This is a genomic window from Propionicicella superfundia DSM 22317, from assembly GCF_000423465.1.
Classification (GTDB): Bacteria; Actinomycetota; Actinomycetes; order Propionibacteriales; family Propionibacteriaceae; genus Propionicicella; species Propionicicella superfundia.
The window spans coordinates 241,427-261,362 of record NZ_KE384021.1 but is presented as its reverse complement, the minus strand read 5'-3'; the positions used below and the strand labels follow the sequence as shown (position 1 = coordinate 261,362).

Annotated in this window: 21 protein-coding genes; 5 read left to right on the top strand and 16 right to left on the bottom strand. The window is 70.6% G+C overall.

Annotation, left to right across the window (positions count from 1 at the left end):
- Window positions 1-152: 152 nt before the first annotated feature.
- Genes G555_RS19440 through ssd form a run of 4 tightly spaced genes read right to left on the bottom strand, consistent with a single transcriptional unit; the run spans window position 153 to window position 3,983 of the window.
- Entirely contained in the window at window positions 153-896 is a 744-nt protein-coding gene (locus G555_RS19440) for a type II secretion system F family protein (RefSeq protein ID WP_156887526.1), read from the bottom strand.
- Window positions 893-1,711, bottom strand: coding sequence for a type II secretion system F family protein (locus G555_RS19435; protein ID WP_051208856.1), 819 nt, complete (start codon window positions 1,709-1,711; stop codon window positions 893-895). Before G555_RS19435 ends, G555_RS19440 begins: the two co-directional genes overlap by 4 nt.
- On the bottom strand, window positions 1,708-2,949 hold the full coding sequence (locus G555_RS0111040; RefSeq protein WP_084635197.1) for a TadA family conjugal transfer-associated ATPase: 1,242 nt from the start codon (window positions 2,947-2,949) through the stop codon (window positions 1,708-1,710). Before G555_RS0111040 ends, G555_RS19435 begins: the two co-directional genes overlap by 4 nt.
- The gene (gene ssd, locus G555_RS19430) at window positions 2,946-3,983 is read right to left on the bottom strand and encodes a septum site-determining protein Ssd (RefSeq protein WP_169337907.1); all 1,038 of its coding nucleotides are present in this window, start codon (window positions 3,981-3,983) and stop codon (window positions 2,946-2,948) included. Before ssd ends, G555_RS0111040 begins: the two co-directional genes overlap by 4 nt.
- 140 nt (window positions 3,984-4,123) lie before the next feature.
- Between ssd and G555_RS19425 the strand changes: the two genes are divergently transcribed.
- From G555_RS19425 to G555_RS0111020, 3 genes are all read left to right on the top strand, one after another.
- Window positions 4,124-4,882, top strand: coding sequence for a class I SAM-dependent methyltransferase (locus G555_RS19425; RefSeq protein ID WP_036922720.1), 759 nt, complete (start codon window positions 4,124-4,126; stop codon window positions 4,880-4,882).
- A gap of 32 nt (window positions 4,883-4,914) precedes the next feature.
- Entirely contained in the window at window positions 4,915-5,373 is a 459-nt protein-coding gene (locus G555_RS19420; protein ID WP_051208849.1) for a phage holin family protein, read from the top strand.
- 184 nt (window positions 5,374-5,557) lie between these two features.
- Window positions 5,558-6,310 (top strand): IclR family transcriptional regulator, encoded by a 753-nt coding sequence (locus tag G555_RS0111020; RefSeq protein WP_028708919.1) that lies wholly within the window; start codon window positions 5,558-5,560, stop codon window positions 6,308-6,310.
- Here G555_RS0111020 and G555_RS0111015 read toward each other — a convergent pair.
- From G555_RS0111015 to G555_RS0110995, 5 genes are all read right to left on the bottom strand, one after another.
- Window positions 6,279-7,523 carry an MFS transporter gene (locus tag G555_RS0111015; RefSeq protein ID WP_028708918.1) on the bottom strand — a complete coding sequence of 415 codons (1,245 nt, stop codon included), beginning with the start codon at window positions 7,521-7,523 and terminating at the stop codon, window positions 6,279-6,281. The two genes, G555_RS0111020 and G555_RS0111015, sit on opposite strands and share 32 nt — an antisense overlap.
- A gap of 68 nt (window positions 7,524-7,591) precedes the next feature.
- The gene (locus G555_RS0111010; RefSeq protein WP_028708917.1) at window positions 7,592-8,539 is read right to left on the bottom strand and encodes a glycine betaine ABC transporter substrate-binding protein; all 948 of its coding nucleotides are present in this window, start codon (window positions 8,537-8,539) and stop codon (window positions 7,592-7,594) included.
- Window positions 8,536-9,387: an ABC transporter permease gene (locus G555_RS19415; protein ID WP_051208846.1), complete on the bottom strand. Its 852-nt coding sequence runs from the start codon at window positions 9,385-9,387 to the stop codon at window positions 8,536-8,538. Before G555_RS19415 ends, G555_RS0111010 begins: the two co-directional genes overlap by 4 nt.
- Window positions 9,384-10,385, bottom strand: a complete 1,002-nt coding sequence (locus G555_RS0111000; RefSeq protein ID WP_028708916.1) for an ABC transporter ATP-binding protein — start codon at window positions 10,383-10,385, stop codon at window positions 9,384-9,386. The genes G555_RS19415 and G555_RS0111000 overlap by 4 nt, the downstream gene beginning before the upstream one ends.
- A 21-nt stretch (window positions 10,386-10,406) precedes the next feature.
- Window positions 10,407-11,048 carry an ABC transporter permease gene (locus G555_RS0110995; RefSeq protein WP_028708915.1) on the bottom strand — a complete coding sequence of 214 codons (642 nt, stop codon included), beginning with the start codon at window positions 11,046-11,048 and terminating at the stop codon, window positions 10,407-10,409.
- A 195-nt stretch (window positions 11,049-11,243) separates the two neighbouring features.
- Here G555_RS0110995 and G555_RS0110990 point away from each other — a divergent pair, with 195 nt between their 5' ends.
- Window positions 11,244-12,080: a nitrilase-related carbon-nitrogen hydrolase gene (locus G555_RS0110990; RefSeq protein ID WP_036922452.1), complete on the top strand. Its 837-nt coding sequence runs from the start codon at window positions 11,244-11,246 to the stop codon at window positions 12,078-12,080.
- A 26-nt stretch (window positions 12,081-12,106) separates the two neighbouring features.
- Window positions 12,107-13,741 (top strand): CocE/NonD family hydrolase, encoded by a 1,635-nt coding sequence (locus G555_RS0110985; protein WP_028708913.1) that lies wholly within the window; start codon window positions 12,107-12,109, stop codon window positions 13,739-13,741.
- Window positions 13,742-13,932: 191 nt separating this feature from the next.
- On the opposite strand, the gene G555_RS0110980 is transcribed toward G555_RS0110985, so the two are convergent.
- The 7 genes from G555_RS0110980 to nth form a co-directional block, all read right to left on the bottom strand.
- On the bottom strand, window positions 13,933-15,120 hold the full coding sequence (locus tag G555_RS0110980) for an ABC transporter permease (protein WP_028708912.1): 1,188 nt from the start codon (window positions 15,118-15,120) through the stop codon (window positions 13,933-13,935).
- Window positions 15,117-15,839, bottom strand: a complete 723-nt coding sequence (locus G555_RS19410; RefSeq protein WP_169337906.1) for an ABC transporter ATP-binding protein — start codon at window positions 15,837-15,839, stop codon at window positions 15,117-15,119. Before G555_RS19410 ends, G555_RS0110980 begins: the two co-directional genes overlap by 4 nt.
- A gap of 67 nt (window positions 15,840-15,906) precedes the next feature.
- Complete coding sequence (locus tag G555_RS0110970) at window positions 15,907-16,773, bottom strand: efflux RND transporter periplasmic adaptor subunit (protein ID WP_156887524.1); 867 nt, start codon at window positions 16,771-16,773, stop codon at window positions 15,907-15,909.
- A gap of 41 nt (window positions 16,774-16,814) precedes the next feature.
- A complete protein-coding gene (locus tag G555_RS0110965) occupies window positions 16,815-17,345 on the bottom strand; it encodes a hypothetical protein (RefSeq protein ID WP_156887523.1) in 531 nt (176 codons plus the stop codon).
- Between the two features lie 622 nt (window positions 17,346-17,967).
- The gene (locus G555_RS0110960; RefSeq protein WP_028708909.1) at window positions 17,968-18,606 is read right to left on the bottom strand and encodes an NUDIX hydrolase; all 639 of its coding nucleotides are present in this window, start codon (window positions 18,604-18,606) and stop codon (window positions 17,968-17,970) included.
- A 19-nt stretch (window positions 18,607-18,625) separates the two neighbouring features.
- A complete protein-coding gene (locus tag G555_RS21295) occupies window positions 18,626-19,249 on the bottom strand; it encodes a TlpA family protein disulfide reductase (protein ID WP_051208838.1) in 624 nt (207 codons plus the stop codon).
- A complete protein-coding gene (gene nth, locus G555_RS0110950) occupies window positions 19,246-19,899 on the bottom strand; it encodes an endonuclease III (protein ID WP_084635263.1) in 654 nt (217 codons plus the stop codon). Before nth ends, G555_RS21295 begins: the two co-directional genes overlap by 4 nt.
- Window positions 19,900-19,936: the final 37 nt, after the last annotated feature.

Here is a 19,936-nt window from a genome sequence, read left to right as displayed (position 1 = left end):
TTGCGACCGGTTCACGGGGCGCGGACGACGGGGTCCCGACGCAGGCCGGCCATGGCCCGGACGAGTCCGGTCCACGAGCGCAGGGACGACCGGGCCGAGGCGGCCCGAACCGTAGGCCCGACCCACCGCAGCCGGCGGCTCAGAGCACGAGGTCAGCCGAACAGGGTCGCGACGAAACCGCCGACGATGGGCACGATGCCCAGCAGCAGAAAAGCGGGCAGGAAGCATGCCATCAGGGGCAGCACGCTCTGGACCCCGACCTTGCGGGCGGCTTCCTCCCGCGCGGCCCGCAGGAGCCCGGTGGCCTCGACGGCATGCATTCGCAGGTGCCGGCTCGACACCGTGCCGGCCTCGGCGGCCCTGCCCAGGTCCTTGCCGAGGCGGACGAGAACGGGATGGGTGAGACTGCGCCATGCGTCCGCATCGGCGACGCCCAGCGCCGTCTGTGCGGCGACTCGCGCCAGCTCACGCCCCAGCGGTCCGCCCACGGCCTGCGACACCGCGCGCGCGGCCTCGCGCAGGGGCAGACCTGCGTCGAGGCAGGCGGCCAGCAGATCGCACACCTGGGGCAGGTCGGCCTGCAGCCGGACCGTGCGCCGCTTCGCGGCGGGCGGTTCGAGCTTCCCGAGCAGGACGGCGACCGGGATCCCGGCGACGACCGCTGCCACCGGAACCAGCAGCGCAGGCACGCCCAGCAGGAGACTCACGAGGGCCGCCGCCGCCAGACCGAGCGTCAGGCGCAACCGCCACTCCAGGCCGCCGGGGTGCCCACGCGTCCATACCGGAAGCCGCGTCCGGCCCTCACGGGCGCGCAACCGGGGCAGCCCTCCCGGGCGGACCGTGAGCGCGACGGCGAGGCCCCACAATGCCGCCGCCGCCCATCCGGCGGCGCTCATGCCGACCCGCCGGCCCGATCCGCGAGGCGGTCGGTCCACAACAGACCGGCGCACATCAGTGACACCCCGGCGATCAGGCACGCCTCCCCGAGCACCGTCCCGGTGAGGAAGCCGAGCGGGTCCCCGCCCATGAGGTACCCCAGGAGCAGCCCCGCCACCGGCAGTCCGGCCAGCAGCCGGCCTGTCGCGCGTGGGGCCGACAGCTCCGCCCGGACCACTCCGGACACCTGCTGCTCGCCCCGCAGCCGCACGGCGACGGCGTCCATCGTGGATGCCATCGACGCGCCCGTCGCGGTCGCGATGCGCCACCCGGCGGCGATCTGGGCCAGCTCGTCGAGCCCCGGCTGGGAGGACGCCTTCGCCAGGGTGTCGGCGACGTCCGCACCGACACCCTGCGCCGCGGCGGCCTCTCGGAGGACCGTGCACTCCTCGGCCGCGATCGCGAGCGCGCGCGCCGGCACATGGCCGAGCCGCAACAAGCCGGCGAGCGTCTCACCGGCCAGGGCGACCTCGGCCCGACGTCGGCGCCGGGTGCGGGCGGCCAACCCGCCGCGCACCACCCGCAGGAGCGTGAGCGCGACGATCGCGACGCACACGGCACCCGTCGCCACGACGCGACCGCCTGCCAGCGCCGCGACGACGACCCCGCCGACGGCGAGAGCGAGCGCCGCCGGCCAGACCGGATCGCGGCGGGCGGCGGCCCTCACCGGCTGCCCCGCGGCGAGCCGGGACAGCACGCGCCCCGGCGACCGCGGCACGGCGAGCCCCGCAGCCAGCGCGAAGAGGGCGACCGCGAACCATGCCTGTGGGCTCATCGGTCGAGCCTCCGCTCCAGGTCGGGGCCTGCCGGACCGACCGCCGTTCGCCCGGCCTCGAACGTCACGGCGGGAATGGAGCACACCAGACCGCTCAGCGGATCGGGGACCAGCATGTGGAGCTCCTTCACGACGCGGCGTCCGGCGGCGTCGCGCCCCAGGTGGATGACGACGTCCAGCGCGGCCGCGACCTGGGCGTGCAGCGCCGTCCGCCCCAGGCCGCCGAGAGCGCCCAGTGCCTCGAGACGGGCCGGGACGGCGGCTGCCGAGTTGGCATGGACGGTGCCGCACCCCCCTTCGTGGCCGGTGTTCAGCGCCGTCAGCAGGTCGCTGAGCTCGCCGCCCCGCACCTCGCCGAGGACGACGCGGTCAGGCCGCATCCGCAGGGACTGCCGCACGAGATCGGTCAGCGTCACAGCACCGGCGCCCTCCGCATTGGCATGCCGCGCCTCCAACCGGACCACATGCGGATGATCGGGATCCAGCTCTCGGCTGTCCTCGATGATCACAAGCCTCTCGGCGGGATCCACGCACGCCAGCAGCGCACCCAGGATGGTGGTCTTGCCCGAGCCGGTTCCGCCCGACACGAGGAAGGCGAGTCTGCGCGCCACGAGCTGACGCAGCAGGTCGGCGCCGGCGGGCGGGATCGATCCTGCGGCGACGAGGTCGTCCAACCGGAGCCGACGGCGCGCCGGGCGCCGCAGCGAGAGACAGGTGCCCGGCGTCGCCAGGGAGCCGAGGATGGCGTGGACGCGGGTGCCGTCGGGCAGCCGGGCGTCGACGTAGGGGCTTCCTTCGTCGAGGCGGCGGCCGACGCCCGCTGCGAGGCGCATCGCCAGCCGGCGCACCTCAGCGTCGTCGGCGAACCGGACCCCGGCCGGCTCCAGCCCCGCCCCCCTGTCGACGAAGACCTGCCGGGGGCCGTTCACGACGATGTCGGTGACGCCGTCCTCGTGCAGCAGGTCGTCGAGGGGCCCGGCTCCCAGGCTGTCGCGCCGCAGAGCCTCCAGCGTCGCGCGGACAAGTGCGTCGGTCACAGGATGTCCGAGGTCGTGCAGAATGCGTGCCACGTCGAGCGGGGTGTAGCTCCGCCCGAGATCGGCGAGCCCGGCGCGGACCTCCCCGACGACACGATCCGCACCGGACTCGACGCCGTTCCTCTCGATCTCGACCCGGTCGACGGCCGCGCCGGAGCGCGGGGAAAGCGGACCGGACGGGTGCGTCGCGCGGCCGGTCATACCAGGACCCCGAGCAGTTCGGCGCAGGCGCGCCCCCATCCACGCCGCCGGCGCAGGCTGCGCCCGGGCGGGTCGCCGCGTTCGGCCGCCGCCACCAGATCGGGATCCTCGGGCAGGACGCCGGCCACCGGGGTCCGCAGCCTGTCCGCGAGATCCCCCGGCCCCACGCCGGTGCCACGGCGCCGCCGCGCCACCACATGCGGAGGAACCCCGGCCCAGCCGCCGAGTGCCTGCTGGGCAGCCGCCACCGCCCGCACCGAGCACGCCACCACCAGCACCGACGCCGTGGCCAGCCGCCCGCACTCGAGTGAGCCGGGAAGCTGGCTCCGGCCCGGGTCGATCACGACGAGGTCGTAGGTGCGCCGCAACGACCCGATCACGGCGGAGACGGGCTCTCGCGCGAGCTGCGCGGACGAACGGCGACCCATCGACAGGAGGCTGAGCCCGTCCACGGACGGCAGCACCGGACGCAGGTCGCCCATCTGGCCCTCGGCGCGCGCGAATCGGTCCCATCGCCAGCCCCCGACACGCTCCGCCCCGAGCAGCAGGTCGATCCCGCCGCCCAGCGGATCGGCATCGACCAGCACCGTGGACGTCCCCGACCGGGTGGCACGGTACGCCAGCCCGGCGGCCAGCGTCGACGCTCCAACCCCGCCGGACGCCCCCACGACCGAGACGACCGGGCACAGGCCGGCGCCCTCGCCCCCCGCGAGAATGCCGGTCAGCCAGGCGGCCCCGGCCGGGAGCTCGATCACCGACGCGCGTAACGGCATCGACCACGCACTCAGCCGGGCCGGATCGGATCCGACGAGATGGACGGTCGGTCCGGCGGGCAGCGACAGCGCGGTGACGTCCGCGGCGAGATCCTCACCGACCAGGACGGTGCCGGCCGCGCTCCACCGCGTCGCCGCCTGAGACGCGTCGGACACGACGACGGGCTCGACGGCGACAGCCGCAGCGACCGCGAGCACCTCGTCGACGAGCCGGTGATCCGCGCTGGCGAGCAGGAACTCCGATTCCAGGGGCTGATTCACGCCCATGGCATGCGACCGCGGTCGCCGATCGCGCCACGACGCCGACATCCCTGTGGACAGTCCTCGCCCGATCGCGTCCTGTGGACAACCGCCGCATGTCGGCGGTGTGCACCGCCGACCCCGGTGACTACCATCGCCCCATGAGCTCTTCCCCCGGCAGTCGGCTGCCTGCGTCCGCGCTGGAGTGGCTCATCCCCGGTTCGCACCGGAGGGTTCTCAGCCTCGGGGTCCCCGGAGCCGACGTGACGCGCGGCCTGGCCGCGACGACGCACTCGTTCACGGTCATCGACCGGCTTCCCGACGCCCTGGAGGGCCTCGCCCGGCTCGCCCCCGACTCGCGACGGATCGTCGCGCAGGCGGAGTCCCTGCCGTTCGCACCGTGCCTGTTCGACGTCGTCCTCGCCTGCCAGAACCTGCACACGCTCGCCCCCGGGCTCGCGTATGCAGAGATCGCCCGCGTGCTGCAGCCGGCCGGCTCCTTCGCGGTGATGTACCTCACCCGCGACGACTCCGTGCCCTGGGTGCGCCGCCTCGCCGCCCTCCTGCAGGGAGCCGACCCGGCCGCGATGCGAGGCGGCTACGGCACCGCCTCGGTGGACACTCTCGCCGAGAGCGACTTCTTTCCCGACCTCGAGCATCGCGACTTCCGCATGTGGGTGCCGGTGACCCGCTCCGGGCTGGTCGACATGGTGCGAACCCACCCGACGCTGCAGAGCCTTCCCCGCGAGGCGCTCGACGAACTGGCGGCCGCCGTCGGCGACCTGTACGACTCGTCCGCGCGCGCACCGGAGCCCCTCCTCCTGCCCTGGCGGGTGCAGTGCTGGCGTGCGGTCGTCGACCACTCCGAGCTGTCGAAGCCGCTTCTGCCCCCGGATGACGCCGTGGACATTCGCCTGTAATAGGCTCGTCGCAGCGAATCGAAGGAGCTCACATGGCCGACAGCGATCCCCGCGGGACGATCCAGGACATCACCGCGGACGTCAAGGCGCTGGTCCAGGCCGAGGTCGCGCTCGCCAAGGCGGAGCTTCTCCCGAAGGCGAAGTCGGCGGGCATCGGAGCGGGTCTGCTCGGTGCCGCGGGATACTTCGCGATTTGCGCGGCCGGCCTGCTGTACATCGCAGCGTCGATCGGCGTCGGCATCCTGCTCGGTGGCGCCGTCGGAACCGTGCCCGGCATCGCACTCGGCTTCGTCATCGTCGGTGTCGTCATGCTGATTCTCGCGGGCCTCCTCGCCTTCGTCGGACAGGGCAAGCTCAAGGAGCTCAAGGACGCGACCCCCGAGCTCACGGTCGCCAACGCGCAGGGCGCCGTCACCGACGTGAAGGATGCGGTCACCCGCGGCAAGGACAGCGTTCCGGCGTCCGTCTTCCAGCGTCAGCTCGGCGCCTGAGCCCTCCCCCGTAGCCAGCTCGGAACGACACGCCGACAAGGGCATCCTCTCCGCTTCACCCGCGCGGCGATCCCATCAGGACGGTGTCGGGAAAAGAAGATCGTCTACGCATCGCGACGCGCGGACCGCGCTCTATGTTGATATGTTGGCAATGCTCATTGACATAGGAGCCGAAGGAGCGCGCATGAGCGGGGAACGCGTGTCGTCTCTCGACAAGGCGCTACAACTGCTGTTCGCGCTCCGCGGCGACCACGCCAGTGCCCGTGCGGTCGGGGACCTCGCGCGGGAGACGGCCTTGGACAAGGCTCAGGTGTCACGCTACCTGCAGACGTTCAACAAGTACGGACTGGTGGAGCGCCTCCCGGGCCGTCAGGGATACCGCCTCGGCTGGGGGCTCGTCCTGCTGTCACAGCATGCATTCATGGCACAGGTCCTTCAGGTGGTGCATCCACGCATCCGTCGCCTCAGCGCCGACGTGGAGGAGTCGGTGTTCTTCTCGGTCCGCGATGGGAGCCAGGCCGTCACCTTGACCTCGGCCGAGCCGGAGAGGCGGTTGTACGCCCGTTCCTGGAATGGGCGCCCCTTCTCGCTGATCGGCTCGGGCGTGGGGTACGTCCTGCTGGCGGAATGCACGGAAGACGAGGTGCGCGCCATCTGGGAGACCGACGGCGAGGCACACAGTCTCGACCGCGTCGTGACCGGCGTCCGCGAGGCCAAGCAGCAGGGCTTCTCCGTCGTCCGGAACGAGTTCTCCGAAGGGGTCTCGGCGATTGCCTTCCCGGTGCGGCTCGGAAGCGCCGAGAGGAGCCCCCTGGTCGGGGTTGTCTCGGTGTCAGCTCCGAGCGGCCGCTTCGAACGCGAGCTCACGACGATCGAGGGAGCGCTGCGGCAGGTCGCCGAGCAGCTCACGGTCGAACTCGCGGACGCCGCGTCTTGAACGCGCTCCATGCTCCTCTCCCCGGTCTCCACCCGCGACCGAATGCGTCACCGGGGTTGAGCACGACCAGGGAGACGAGCACCGTCAGCACGCCGAAGAAGATCGCGGCGATCGACACGTGACCGGATGCGGTGTCGAGCAGGGCGCCCGAGACGGCCGATCCGATGCCCTGGGCGACCAGTTGCGAACTCGTGACGATGCCGAACACGATCGGCTGCAGGTCAGAGGTGAACGTCCGGGAGGATCCGTAGAACACGGCACCCGTGATCGGGGACATCGCGAAGCCCAACGCCAGGAGCGCGAACCCGAACAGGACCACATTCCCGAGCGCGATCGGAAAGGCTGCCGCGGCCATGGCGATCAGGACTCCGGAGACGAGGCGACGGCGACGTATTCCGTTGCGGTTCACGACGACGGATGCGACGGTCGACCCCACCGACCAGACCGAGACCGCCACTGCTTGCAGCATCGATGAACTGCTCGCGTCCATGATGACCGGCAGCACGAGACCCGAGATGAACATGATGCACGCCACGGTGAGCAGGTAGACGAGTGTTCTCGGCTCCGTGAGCAGGGTGGTCCAGTTCCCGCTGGCCCGGGAGCTCCCGGAGCCCTGCCGATCGCGGACGACACGAAGCTCGGCGACCGGGAAGATGGCGACGTACCACACGAGACCGACCAGCATGAGCGCCGCCAGGATGAGGTGAACGCCGAGCCCGCCCACGACGGGAGCCACGACGATGACCAGCGCGGGGGCGATGATCCAGGAGACCTGCACCAGGCTGACGTCCCAGGAGTACGCCTGCAGGAGCCGGGCGCCATCGGTGACGATCGGGTACACCGAGCGTGCGGAGATGTGCGTCGCCGGAAAGACCACTCCGACGCCGAACGCCCCGGCCCAGAACGCTCCGACGGGGATGTCTCCGGAGCCGAGGACCAGCAGCAGCACGCAGGCGAGCACGCCGCTGACCGAGAGGATCATCCGGTGGTCGTAGCGGCTCTGCATCCAGCCCGCCAGTGCGCCGCTCAGCGCTGAGCCCACCGAGAACAGCAGTACCGCGGTACCCGCCGCGGCAGGCCCGTACGGCCTGCCCTGGATGACGAAGAGAACGGAGAAGACGGTGGTCGGTACCCGGGAGATCGCGGTGGAGATCAGGAGGGCCCAGACCCGGTGTGGCCGGTCGTCCCGGCGGTGTGGCGCTTCGGTTGTCATAGGTGCAGGGGGGCTGCGGTCGGGCTGGGGCACGTCTCACGGAGGCGCGTGCCCCGGCCCGCCACGGGTCAGCCGAGCAGGCCCTCGGACTCCAGCCAGTCACGAGCCACGTCCTCGGGCTGCTCGCCGTCGACGTCGACCTTTCCGTTCAGGGTGCGCATGACGCTGTCGGTGAGTTTCTCGCTGACGGGTGTGAGCAGTTCGGCGATCTCAGGATGGTCCTGCAGCGTCTGGTCGAGGAGAGTGACGGCCCCGCGGTACTCGACGAAGAAGTTCGCGTCGTCGTCCAGTGCCACAAGGTTCATCGAGTCGACGCGCGCGTCGGTGGTCGTGATCTCGCCGAGGGTGCAACTGGAGCCGATCTGACTGAAGATCAGGTTGAAGTCCAGTTCGACGACCTTCTCGTAGGGACTGTCGTAGGCGTCCTCGAGCCCGGGCAGTCCGTCGTCGCGACCGATGAACTCGCTGGCCGCGCAGATGGAGTTCTCCTCCGGGTGCTCGGCCATGTAGACCGCGGCCGCGCTCAGGGTGGTGACCCCGGTGCGTTCGACGAACTCGGCGGACGCTGCGATTCCGTAGGAGTTCTCGAACGGTGCCGGAGCGATCCACGCGACCCCGTTGGACTTCAGGTCCTCCGCGGCGACCTGATCGAAGAGATCGGCGGGCACATCGGACGTGGTGTGGTTCAGGTAGTTCACCCAGCCGGTGCCCGTGTAGTCCCAGTAGATGTCGATGTCGCCGGTGAGGAGTGCCTCGCGAACGGTGGAGCTCCCCGTGATCCCTGTGCGGTCGACGACGGTGGCACCGGCGTTCTCCAGCACGAGGCCGGTCAGCTTGCCGAGGATGATCGACTCTGTGAACTCCTTCGAGCCGACGGTGATCTCGGTGCCGGAGAGTGCTCCGTCCGCGTTTGTCTGGGCCGGGACCGCTGCGGAGCATCCGGTAAGGGCGAGAGCCGCGAGAACGGCGACGGCGGCTGCCGATGTCCGAATGCGGCGGGCATTGTGTGAAGTCATGCGTTGCTCTTCCTGGTTTCGATGGTTGGGAGTCCCCCGGCCCGAGCGGGTGGGTTCGACTGGGGCAGGTGACTGGTGGTGGGACGCGCGGCATGGACGCGGCGTCCGCGGGTGAGCGACGGCTGGGCGAGACCGATGAGGTAATCGATGGCCAGCGCGGCGATCGCGGTGAGCGCCGCTCCGGAGACCTGCACGATCGGTCGGTTGTTCGCGAGCCCCGCGACGATGATGGTGCCGAGCCCGCCGGCGTTGATGTACGCACCGAGTGTCGCGCTGGCGACGTTCATGACGAGCGCGGTTCGGAGGCCGGCGAAGATCGTGGGTGTCGCAAGGGGGAACTCGATGTGCAGGATCCGTTGCCACTGGGTGTAGCCGATGCCGGTGGCGGCTTCGATCGCCGCGGCCGACACGCCGAGCATCCCGGTGACGGTGTTGAGCACGACCGGGATGATCGAGCACAGGATCAGGCCGATCAGCGCGGCACCGAATCCGAGCGTGCCGGTCGCGACGGCGATCAGGACGAGCACGCCGATCGTCGGCAGCGCCTGGGCGAGGTTGAGCAGCGGCATGGCCATGGATCGCACGCCTCGTGCCCCGGGGCGTGACAGCAGGACGCCCAGCGGAATGCCCAGGATGATGACCGCGCCGGTCGCCGCCACGCTCAGCACCAGGTGGGTGAGAAGAGCGTCGACCAGCACCGTCGCGTTGAGGCTGCGTGCCTCGATCGAATCCAGCGGGCGCATGCCGACCAGCCACCACAGGAGGCCGGAACCGGCCACGAGGATCGCCGGCGTCAGGATCAGGCCGAACAGCGGCTCCCCGCCTCCGGCGCCTCTGCCCGTCGTCACGCCGCGTCCTCGGCGGTGGGCGTCTTCGCCTCGCGGAGGGCGCGCTGAAGATCGGCGAACGTCAGCACGCCCATCGGCTGCGGGGAGTCCTGCTCTGTGACGATCAGGCAGTCGGCCGACGTCCGCACCAGGCAGTCGAGCGCCTGGTGCAGGGTCGCGGTCGCGGGCAGGCGGGGAGCATCGGGCACGCCCTGTTCCGGCGCGGCCCGGAGCGGGAGGTCACGCACGCGCCGCAGCTTGAGCCGATGCAGTCCGGTGCCCTCTCCGATGAACCGCTGGACGAACTCGGTGGCCGGCGAGGCGAGGATGTCGTCGGGGGTGCCGAACTGGACGAGCGTCGCGGTCTGGTCGAACACCGCGATCAGGTCTCCCATCTTCATCGCCTCATCGATGTCGTGGGTGACGAAGAGGATCGTCTTGTGCATCTCGCGCTGCAGCCGCAGCAGCTCGTCCTGCAGCTCGACGCGGGTGATCGGATCGATCGCGCCGAAGGGCTCGTCCATGAGCAGGATCTCGGGGTTCGCGGCGAGCGCTCGTGCGACGCCGACGCGTTGGGCCTGACCGCCGGAGAGCTGGGCGGGGTATCGGTGGCCGAACTCGTCCACGGGAACCCCCACCAGGTCGAGCAGTTCTGCCACGCGGTCCCGGATGCGCGCCTTGTCCCAGCCGAGAAGTCGTGGAACGGCGGCCACGTTGCGCTCGATCGTCTGGTGGGGAAACAGCCCCACCTGCTGGATGACGTAGCCGATGCGCCTGCGGAGGCTGGTCGCGTCGATGGTCGAGATGTCCTGCCCGGCGAGGACGATCCGGCCGGACGTGGGCTCGATGAGCCGATTGACCATCTTCATGGTCGTGGTCTTCCCGCAGCCGGACGGGCCCACGAGCGTGATGAACCTGCCCCGGGGGATGTCGAGGCTGAGCTCTCTGACCGCTGCCCGCGTGGCTCCGGGGTAGGTCTTGGCGACGCCACGGAAGGAGATGAGGGTTTCGGAAGTCATGGTTCGAGGCTCTCTGTTCGGTCAGGACGAGCGAGGTGTGGTGAGTCTGCGGAGCAGCGTGAAGAGCAGTTCGGACAGCAGCCCCACGAGAAGCACCCCGAGGAGTCCGGCCAGCACGAGGTTGAGGGCGACCGGTGTGCCGACCCGGTAGAGCCCGGTGAACACGAACTCCCCGTAGCCGGGCCCGAGGACGGTGTAGCCCAGCGTCGCGATCCCGATGAGCATGAGTGCCGCGACGCGCAGCCCGGTGAGCATCACCGGCCACGCGAGAGGAACGCGGACCTTCCAGAACTGCTGCATCCTCGTCAGGCCGAGCCCGCGCGCCGCCTCCAGCACGCCGGGGTCGGCCCCGCGCAGACCGACGACCGCGTTCTGCATGATCGGCAGCATCCCGTAGAGGGTGAGGGCCGCGATCACGTTGACCGGCCCCAGGCCCAGCGGGCTGATGAAGAGCACGAGCAGCGCGAACGAGGGAATCGTGAAGATGACGCTGACGATCGCCAGGGCCAGGGCTCGGGGCACGGAGCGGTTGTAGACCAGCATCGACAGCCCGACGCCGAGGATGCTGGCGAGCGCCAGTGACGTACCCACCACGGCCAGGTGCTCCAGCCCCAGGACGAGGAAGTCGTCCCAGCGGTCGATGAGGAACCCCCAGAAACTCACCCTCAGCCTCCTTCCTGTGTGGTTCGCGAACGGGATCGGCCGCACGGAACCCACGACCTCAACCCGGACCTAGTCTCACATGGCTCATCAATCGTTGCGCAACTAGCAACAAATCCGAAACAAACATGTAATGGCTCCGACGTACGGTCGGCCGCACGCTCCCTCCGACGGAGCGGTTCAGGAGGTGAACCGACCGTGGCTGTCATCGCGGTAGCCCAGTTCGCGCCCGTTCTGGGCGATGTCGATCGCAATGCCACGACCGCGGCCGCACTGATCGCCGAGGCCCACGAGGCCGGCGCAGCCCTGGTGGTGCTGCCCGAGCTCGCGCTCCACGGCTACGATCTCGGCGCCGCCTCGCCGCATTCGGCCCTGCGTGCGGAGGATCGGAGGCTGTCAGCGCTCGCCGGGCTCGGGCCCGACGTCCTGGTCGGGTTCCACGAGGCGACCGGGGTGAGGCGCCACAACGCAGCGGCCTACCTGAGCGCAGGCAGCAGCCTGCACACCCAACGCAAGCTCTATCTGCCGAACTACCTCGCCTGGGAGGAGCGCAAGCATTCCAGCCCGGGCCAGTCGCTGCAGGCGTTCGACACCCCTCTCGGCCGCACCGCCGTCCTGATCTGCAACGACGCCTGGCAGCCCATGGTGCCCTGGCTGGCCGCGCAGGACGGGGCGGAGATCCTGCTGGTGATCGCCAACAGCGCCGCGGACGTCGACGCCGACCAGGTCGACACCATCCACTACTGGGGAGACCTGCTCGAGTTCCACGCCCGCATGTGCCAGGCGTGGGTCGTGTTCTGCAACCGGGTGGGCACGGAGTCGGGCGCGACGTTCTGGGGCGGATCCCGCGTGATCGACCCGACCGGGCAGACCGTCGCCGCCGCCGGCCTGTGGAACGAGCAGATCCTCTACGCCGACATCGACGTCGAGTTCGCACGCGCGGAACGCCGCCGCCTCCCCCTGCTGGCAGACGCCAGGCTCGGGTTCCTGAGCCGCGCGATCTCACGGCTCATCGACGAGGACGGCGATATCTGAGCGCGCCTGGAGAGGAACCAGTCCGCATGGCTCGACCCCGCAGAGTGCCGCCGGCTCCGGTACCGCCGGACGCCCGCGAGGTGCAGGTCCCGATGCGCGACGGCGTCCGCTTGGCCACGGATCTCTACCTGCCCGACGACGGCGCTCCGCGGACCGCCCTGCTCGTCCGCCTGCCGTACGACAAGGACGGCGAGGCATGCTTCATGCCCGATCTCGCACGCGTCGCGCTGCGGCGGGGCTACGCGGCGGTGATTCAGGACGTCCGCGGCAAGTACCGCTCCGAGGGGGACACGCTCTTCGCCGCCGGCGAGGTGACCGACGGATACGACACGATCGAGTGGGTCGCCGGACAGCCCTGGTGCGACGGCTCGGTGGTGATGTGGGGCGACTCCTACTTCGGCATGACACAGCTCGCCGCTGCCGCCGCAGGGCACCCCGCGTTGCGTGCGATCGCCCCGCGCCTCACCGGTACCCAGCTCGGCCGGGTGCTGCCCGGCGAGGAGGGGCTCACGGGCGTGGAGCAGGCGAGCTTCCGGGAGTTGCTCGCCCTCCACTTCGCCGACCCGGAGTCCATCGAGTGGACCTTCGACTGGTCCGCCCGGCCGCTCGCCGCCGAGTTCGAGCGGTACTTCGGCGCCCTCGGCCACCGCTCCGCGGGCTACGACCGCGAGACGCGCACGACAGGCGGCCACGCCGCCGTCCCCATCGATCAGCTCCTGACCGCCAGCCCTGTGCCGACGCTGTTCACCGTCGGGTGGTTCGACCTGCTGGCCGCCCTGTCGTGGCACGACATCGACCGACTGCGCGCGAACGAACGCTGGCGGGAGCACCTGTTCCTCCGGCTGGAGGCGATCGATCACCACAACGGCAGCTACGCCGACGTCATGGCTGAGCCGGGCGTCGCAGACGTCCCGCGGACGGACGCCGTGGCCGTGCGCCTGCTGACGCCGGCACTCGACTTCTTCGACCACTGGGCAGGACACGCCACCGCACCGGCGAGGGTGACCTACGAGGTCTGCAACGGCGGCTGGCACGAGGCCGCCGCCTGGCCCCCACCGGGCGCATCCACGCTGACCTTGTACGGCGGGGTCACGGGGGCGACGTCAGGCAGGGGACGGCTGTCGACGTCGGCAGCCGAACCGGGCTCGGTGCTCGCCTGGGTCTCCGATGGGGCGTCGCCTGTCCCGTCCGTCTCGGCAGACCCCTACCGTCTGCTCACGACGAGGAGAGATCTCACCGCCGACACGGACCGTCCGGATATCGCGGTGCTCGACTCCGATCCCTTCGAGGCGGCCGTCACCCTGGCCGGGCCTGTCGCGCTCTCCGGCGAGCTGGCCTCGGATCGCCCGTCCACAGACCTGTTCGTACGGATGCTCGACGTCCGGCCCTCGGGAGAGGCGTCCCTGATCCTGCGCGGCGAGGCGCGCTTCGACGACCTCGCGGGCTGGCGCCGGTTCCGCATCAGCCTGCTGCACACGGGATACCGCATCCGACCCGGCCATCGGCTCCGCATCCAGCTCGCCTGCACCGACCACCCCCACGTCGTCCTCAACCCGGGTGACGGCGGGTCCGGCTGGGACGCCGTCGATGCGCCCAGGACGAGGGTGCAGGTCAAGGTGGGCGGCGCTGCCGGGCTCCACCTGGAACTCACCGTCATGTAGCCCGACGCGCCACGTCCTGCGTCCGCCGAACGCTCCCAAACCGCCGCCCCCCTCCGCCGAACGCTCTCAAGCTGCCGCCCCGGTCCGCCGAGCGCTCCCAAGCTGCCGCCCCGGTCCGCCGAGCGCTCCCAAGCTGCCGGAAACTCGCGGTTTTCCGGTAGTTCGGGAGCGTTCGGCGGACGGACGCGGCGTCACTCGCGCAGTGCCTGCGCAACCGGAAGCCGCGATGCCTTCCACGCCGGAACCGTCGAGCCCAGCATCGCCGTGGTCACGGCGGCCACGATTCCGATCGCACAGGAGCCCCACGGGACGTCAGGGTGGGAGATGGCGGAACGCTGCGGGATCCAACGGGGCAGAACGACGTACACGGCCACGAAGGCCGCGATGATCGAAAGCAGCGCCACAGAGAGAGCGATGAGGATCTCCGTCACCATCACCTGCCAGAACACATCGATCCGCCGAGCGCCGAGCGCCCGCCTGACGACGAGTTCACGCGACCGCTCCCGCACCGACGACAACCCGACATTCAGGATCCCGACGGCGGCGATCGCGAGCATGAGGACGGAGAAGCCGGAGAAGATGGCACGGATGGACCCGATCTGTTCCTCGACCTGCCACGTCGTGTCGGCTCTGCGCACCTCCGGCGCACCTGCCAGACCGACATCTGTCATGACGTCCGAGACGGCTTGCCGGACGTCGGACTCCGAGCGAGTCGGCGTCGTCATGCGAACGCGCAGGACGCCCCCGTGGTCCGAGCCGCCCACCAGCGGCATCGTCGCGATGGATGCATACGCCTGAGGAGAGTCCGCACCGTCCGCCAGCACCGCGTCGATGCCGAACACAACCCACGGACCGTCTGCCGAGGCCGCCAGGACGATCTCGCGTCTGTCCGGGTATCCGATCGCCACCGCCGCCGCCTCATTGATCGCCAGTCGCGGCGGATACGGCTCATCGGACAAAGGGAAGGATCCCGATATCACCGGCAGGCGCCGAACGGCTGCGACGTTGCCGGCGTCCCACTCGACCGCCAGTGCCTGCCCCTCTCGACGAAACGCCCGATCCTCCGTGGTCATCCACGACGGAGAACTGCCCACGCTCACGACGACCGGCACCCACTCGCCCAGCCGTTGGCCCAGGCGGTCCTGAAGATCCAACGCCGTGGTCTCCACGTCCGCGACGGGCGCCGTCACCGTGGCCTCGTAGGTGAACTTCCGTCCGTCCGCCTGCTCGCGTGCGGCCAGCAGCATGTCGGACGCCACGCCGCTGACAGCCGAGACGACGACCATTGACAGCACCCCGATGAACATCGTCACAGCGGTGAGCGCGTTCCGCAGCAGGTGACGCCTCAGATCGCGCCACGCGGCACTGACCGGCCTCACGGACGAGTCCCGTCCGGATCCCCGAGGAAGCCGTCGGAACCCTGCGGCTCGGCGCAGGACGCGACAGGGCTCGCTTCCGCTCGCTGCCCCGCCCGGTCCTCCGGGGGCGTCAGCGAGCCGTCGCGCAACTCCCAGGTCTCGTCGAGTCCTGCGGCGACGGCCGGATCGTGTGTGACGACGATCAGACACGAGCCTTCCGCCGCCGCCGCCTCGCAGAGAATTCTCATGACATGGCTACCGGTCTCGATGTCCAAGGACCCGGTCGGCTCATCGGCCAGGATGATCTTGGGACGCCTGACCAACGCGCGAGCGATGGCCACACGTTGCTGCTCGCCGCCGGAGAGCTGCGCCACTCTCCGATGCGCGAAGCCCGCCAGCCCGACGAGTTCCAGCATGTCCAGGGCCCGCTGCCGGATCAGGCGCCGGCGACACCGGCGTCCATAGGTGTAGGGCAACTCGACATTCTCCAGGACGTCGTGGGAGTCGATGAGCGAGAAGCTCTGGAAGACGAACCCGATCAACTCGTTCCGCAGGACCGCTGCGTCGGCGTCGCTGATGTGGGCCGTCGGCCGGCCTGCCAAGACCAGGTCACCACGGTCAGGACGACCCATGAGCCCGAGCAGAGTCAGCAATGTCGTCTTGCCCGAACCGGATCGCCCGGCGATCGCTGCAGAGCCTCCCTCCGGGACTCTGAGCGTGGCATCCTTCAGGATCGTCATCCGCTCACCCGAGGGCAGCTTCACGCCGGCCGACAGGCCCTGAGCGTGGACCGCGAGCGGCACGGGGTCAGCCCCCGACACTTGGCGCGTGCGCGAGCACCGCATCGCCGACGGCGAGGCCGCCGGTGATCTCGATGTACGAACCGTCGGTCAGGCCCAGGCTCACCGTCACCTGGGTCTGCCTGCCATCCGGGTCGACCCGCGTCACTTCCCCCTGTTCCACTCGACCGGCAACGGCCTGGAGTGGGAGGGCAACCACATTCTCGCGGTGTCCGGTCGCCAGGCCCACCTTCGTCGTCAGCCCTGCCACGACGGGAGCATCCATGGGCAGCAGACACGCGACCGGAACCCCGGACGTCCCTTCGTCCGTGGACGTGGCCTGCCCGTGCGTCGTCGTCGCGACGATCTGGCATTCCAGCCCGGACGGGCCGCCCGTGATGTTCACCTTTGCCGAGAGAGCACCGTCATAGAGCCGGTATTGATCCTCCACGGGCACCGTCGTCACAACGCCGAAACCGCTGTACCGCAGACTGATCAGCGGGACCTTGGCTGCGACACGCGCACCGTCAGGGACGAGGATCGCCTCGATCTGCCCCGGCGCGGGTGCGCGAAGGGGCTTCCCGGCGACGACGCCGAGCTCGGCGCCGGAGGCGACCGACCTGTCTCCCGTGCCTGTGCCGCTCGCGCCACGAACGCTCGTCCCGTACCGCACTTCCCCGGACGCCGGCGCTTGGACGACGAACTCCGGCGACGCGGTCACGACACCGTCGACGACAACCACGGACGTGATGGATCGCCGCTCCGCTTCGACGGTGGCCGCCCCGACCACCGATGAGTTGCTCACAGCGACGGGAGAATGCCCCGCGGACGGTCCCGAGCACCCCGACACCGCGAGAACGCCGACGACACCCCAGACCATGAGACGCCCGCTCACGCGTCCCATGCCTCGCGCCACGAGACTGCGGCGCCCACAGGTCACGACGGTGGCGGCCCCGCGCAGTTGGCGGTGACCGTCTCCTGCACGCCGGTGGGATCTCCAAGAGAGGCCTTCTCGATGATCGAGCGATAGTGCGCCTGGAGATCCGTATCGTAGGTCCGCCGGAAGACCTCGTGCCGGGGTAGTTCGACCAGCCTCGTCAATGCCGCTTCCGCTCGACTCTGATCGGTTGATCTCGCGGCCAGCCATTCGACCTCCCAGGAGCATTCGTAGTACGAGAAAGCGATCGCGGCCCCGTACAGTTCCTCGTACGCCGCGGAGGTGTCGTATCCGCCCGGAAACGGCGGATAGGAGTATCCGTCGGGCAAGGGGAGCTCCACCCGAGTTCTCTCGTACTCCTCGACGAGCTGCCCGTAGGTCATGAATCGCTCACTCGACTCCCCGGACCGGTTCGGCGCGGGCGCGGCGGTGCTCTGACCCCCACCGGTCGGCTCCTGTGTGCAGCCCGCAAGCAGATGGAGGGCGATGAACAGCCCCGCAGCCAACCCTGCGATCACAGGTCTCTTCACCGTGCCCACCTCCGTCCCTCGATTGCCTCTTCGGCCTTGCGACGCAGCGAGGCCGAGATGCCGGTGCGGATCCGACGGGCGACCTGGCGCCGCGCTCCCGCGCGTGAGCCCGTCCGGCTGATCCTCACGTCGTCCAGTAGCACGCGGCCTGCCCGCCGCAGGTCACGGCGCCGGCGACCGCCGGCGTCCCAGTTTCAGTGGCAGGCCCGCTCACGACGACGCCGCCGGGAGCCAGGCCCGGCACGAGGAGTGTTGCGGCAAGGCGCTTGAAGAGGGTGTGTTCATCATCGATGACCTCTGCTTTCGGGGGCCCGGGGTGACTACCGCCCAGACGGTATCCCCGCATTTCCCTTCTGTCAAAGGGATGTCGGCAGTTCGAAGAGGATTTCTTCGGCAACGTCACCTGACTAGGAGGGCAGCCCGGTCCCACTCGGCGGCGCCCCGAGACAGAGGGTGGAGCTTTCTGCGTCCGCCGAACGCTCCCAAACCGCCGCCCCGGTCCGCCGAGCGCTCTCAAGCTGCCGGAAACTCGCGGTTTTCCGGTAGTTCGGGAGCGTTCGGCGGACCGGGGCGGCGGTTTGGGAGCACTCGCGGAGCGGCTGTGCCGACGGGAGGACGGGCCTCAGCCTCGGCCGGGGGCCAGGAAGCGGTCGGGGATCGGTGTCTCACGATTCACGTCCCATGACCGCGACCACCCGGCGAGGTCGAGCAGGCGGCTGACCAGTCCCCCGGTGAAACCCCAGATGTAGAGGTCGCCGATGGTGAACGCCGGCCCCCGGAAACCCGCGGGATGCCGGAAGCTGCTGCGGTTGTCCGGGTCGGCGAGATCGGCCACCCGCACCGTGTGGACGGCGGCGATCTCGGTCGCATCGGCCGGATGCAGGGCGCCGGGGCTCCGCCACCACGCGACAGCGGTCGTCACATCCCAGTCGCTCGCGAACAGGTACGCGGGCGGCAGCGTCCCGAACACGTCCACCCCTGCCGGGTCGACGCCGGTCTCCTCCTCGGCCTCGCGGACGGCGGTGGCGATCACATCGGGATCCGTCGCCTCCATGCGTCCCCCCGGAAAGGCGATCTGACCCGGGTGGAACCGCAGGGTCGGCAGCTTCTCGATGAACACGAGGAACGGGTCCGTCTCGGCCTCGCCCACCAGCGCCAGGACGCCCGCGTCGCGGCCGGCCTGCGGGGGGCGGCCAGGCAGCGAGCCCGCCCCGGCGGTAAGCGAGTCGGCCAGGGTGCGCAACGATTCCGGAAGCGGCACGCCGTGGAGCCTACCCCTGTCAGCCGACGCCGAGATATCGGTTCACAAGCGCGGCGAGCTCAGCCGTCGAGGTGAACGCGCCGACATGCCGGTGCGCGACGACCCCGTCGGCGGTGACGAAGAACGTCTGCGGCGGCCCGGCGATCTGCAGTGGTCCGGCAAGCTCTCTGTCGGCATCGACGACATGCGCCCACGTCCAGGTCGCGTCGGCCGCGAAGGACAGCGCCTCCGCCGGCTGCGGATCGTCGTAGTCGACCCCGAGGACGAGCAGGTCCGCGGGGGCCGTCTCGGCGAACTCGGCCAGGTAGGGGGCCTCCTGGCGGCACGGCTCACACCACTGCGCCCACACGTTCACGAGCATGGGACGCCCGCGCAGGCCCGCCAGCCGCACCTGCGAGTCCCCGCCGATGCAGTCCAGCGTCACGTCCGGCAGCCCGTCCGCGCGCGCCTCGACCGACGGGTCGGACGACGGGCACGCGGGGATCCCCAGCCGCGTGCGCAACGCCAGGAGGTCCGTCGTGGGCGTCGGGGTCCGCGTCACCGAGCGCCCGGCGACGCCCTCCGGCGCACAGGCCGTCGCCAGGAGGACCAGGACGGCCAGGACCGTCGCGACGATCCCCCGCCGGTCGTGCCGCCGGGTCATCCCCGCGGCTCCAGCGCCCGCTTGGCGGCGGCCGCCGGGTCGACCGGTCCCAGCCCGAAGGACGGGCACAACCGCGCGACAGGACAGACGCCGCAGGCCGGGGTACGCGCATGGCAGCGGCGACGGCCGTGCCAGATGACGTTGTGCGAGAGCTGCGTCCAGGCGGTCCGGGGGAACAGGTCGCCGACCTCGCTCTCGACCGTGTCGGGGTCGGTCGAGTCCACCCAGCCGAACCTGTTGGTCAGACGGATGAAGTGGGTGTCGGGGGTGATGCCGGGCACGCCGAACGCGTTCCCGAGGACGACGTTGGCCGTCTTCCGGCCCACACCCGGCAGGGTGACGAGCTGGGCGAGCGTGGCGGGGACACGCCCGTCGAAGTCCCGCACGAGCGCCGTCCCGAGCCGGACGAGCGTCTGCGCCTTCACGCGGAAGAAGCCGGTGGGCCGGACGATGCTCTCGACGGCGGCGACATCGGCGCCCGCGAATGCCACCGCGTCGGGATACGCCGCGAACAGCGCCGGCGTGACCGCGTTGACGCGGCGATCGGTGGACTGCGCGGACAGGATCGTCGCGACCAGCAACTGCAGCGGGTCGGCGAAGTCGAGCTCGCAGTGCGCGTCGGGATAGGTCTCGGCCAGCAGCCGGTTCATCCGGCGTGCCCGCCGCACCAGGGCCGTCCGCGTCTCT

Excerpts from the sequence above, each read along its gene's own strand:
- G555_RS19440 (WP_156887526.1), bottom strand. The coding sequence starts at position 896 with ATGAGCGCCGCCGGATGGGCGGCGGCGGCATTGTGGGGCCTCGCCGTC.
- G555_RS19435 (WP_051208856.1), bottom strand. The coding sequence starts at position 1,711 with ATGAGCCCACAGGCATGGTTCGCGGTCGCCCTCTTCGCGCTGGCTGCG.
- G555_RS0111040 (WP_084635197.1), bottom strand. The coding sequence starts at position 2,949 with ATGACCGGCCGCGCGACGCACCCGTCCGGTCCGCTTTCCCCGCGCTCC.
- G555_RS19425 (WP_036922720.1), top strand. The coding sequence starts at position 4,124 with ATGAGCTCTTCCCCCGGCAGTCGGCTGCCTGCGTCCGCGCTGGAGTGG.
- G555_RS19420 (WP_051208849.1), top strand. The coding sequence starts at position 4,915 with ATGGCCGACAGCGATCCCCGCGGGACGATCCAGGACATCACCGCGGAC.
- G555_RS0111020 (WP_028708919.1), top strand. The coding sequence starts at position 5,558 with ATGAGCGGGGAACGCGTGTCGTCTCTCGACAAGGCGCTACAACTGCTG.
- G555_RS0111015 (WP_028708918.1), bottom strand. The coding sequence starts at position 7,523 with ATGACAACCGAAGCGCCACACCGCCGGGACGACCGGCCACACCGGGTC.
- G555_RS0111010 (WP_028708917.1), bottom strand. The coding sequence starts at position 8,539 with ATGACTTCACACAATGCCCGCCGCATTCGGACATCGGCAGCCGCCGTC.
- G555_RS0111000 (WP_028708916.1), bottom strand. The coding sequence starts at position 10,385 with ATGACTTCCGAAACCCTCATCTCCTTCCGTGGCGTCGCCAAGACCTAC.
- G555_RS0110985 (WP_028708913.1), top strand. The coding sequence starts at position 12,107 with ATGGCTCGACCCCGCAGAGTGCCGCCGGCTCCGGTACCGCCGGACGCC.
- G555_RS19410 (WP_169337906.1), bottom strand. The coding sequence starts at position 15,839 with ATGACGATCCTGAAGGATGCCACGCTCAGAGTCCCGGAGGGAGGCTCT.
- G555_RS21295 (WP_051208838.1), bottom strand. The coding sequence starts at position 19,249 with ATGACCCGGCGGCACGACCGGCGGGGGATCGTCGCGACGGTCCTGGCC.
- nth (WP_084635263.1), bottom strand. The coding sequence starts at position 19,899 with ATGAACCGGCTGCTGGCCGAGACCTATCCCGACGCGCACTGCGAGCTC.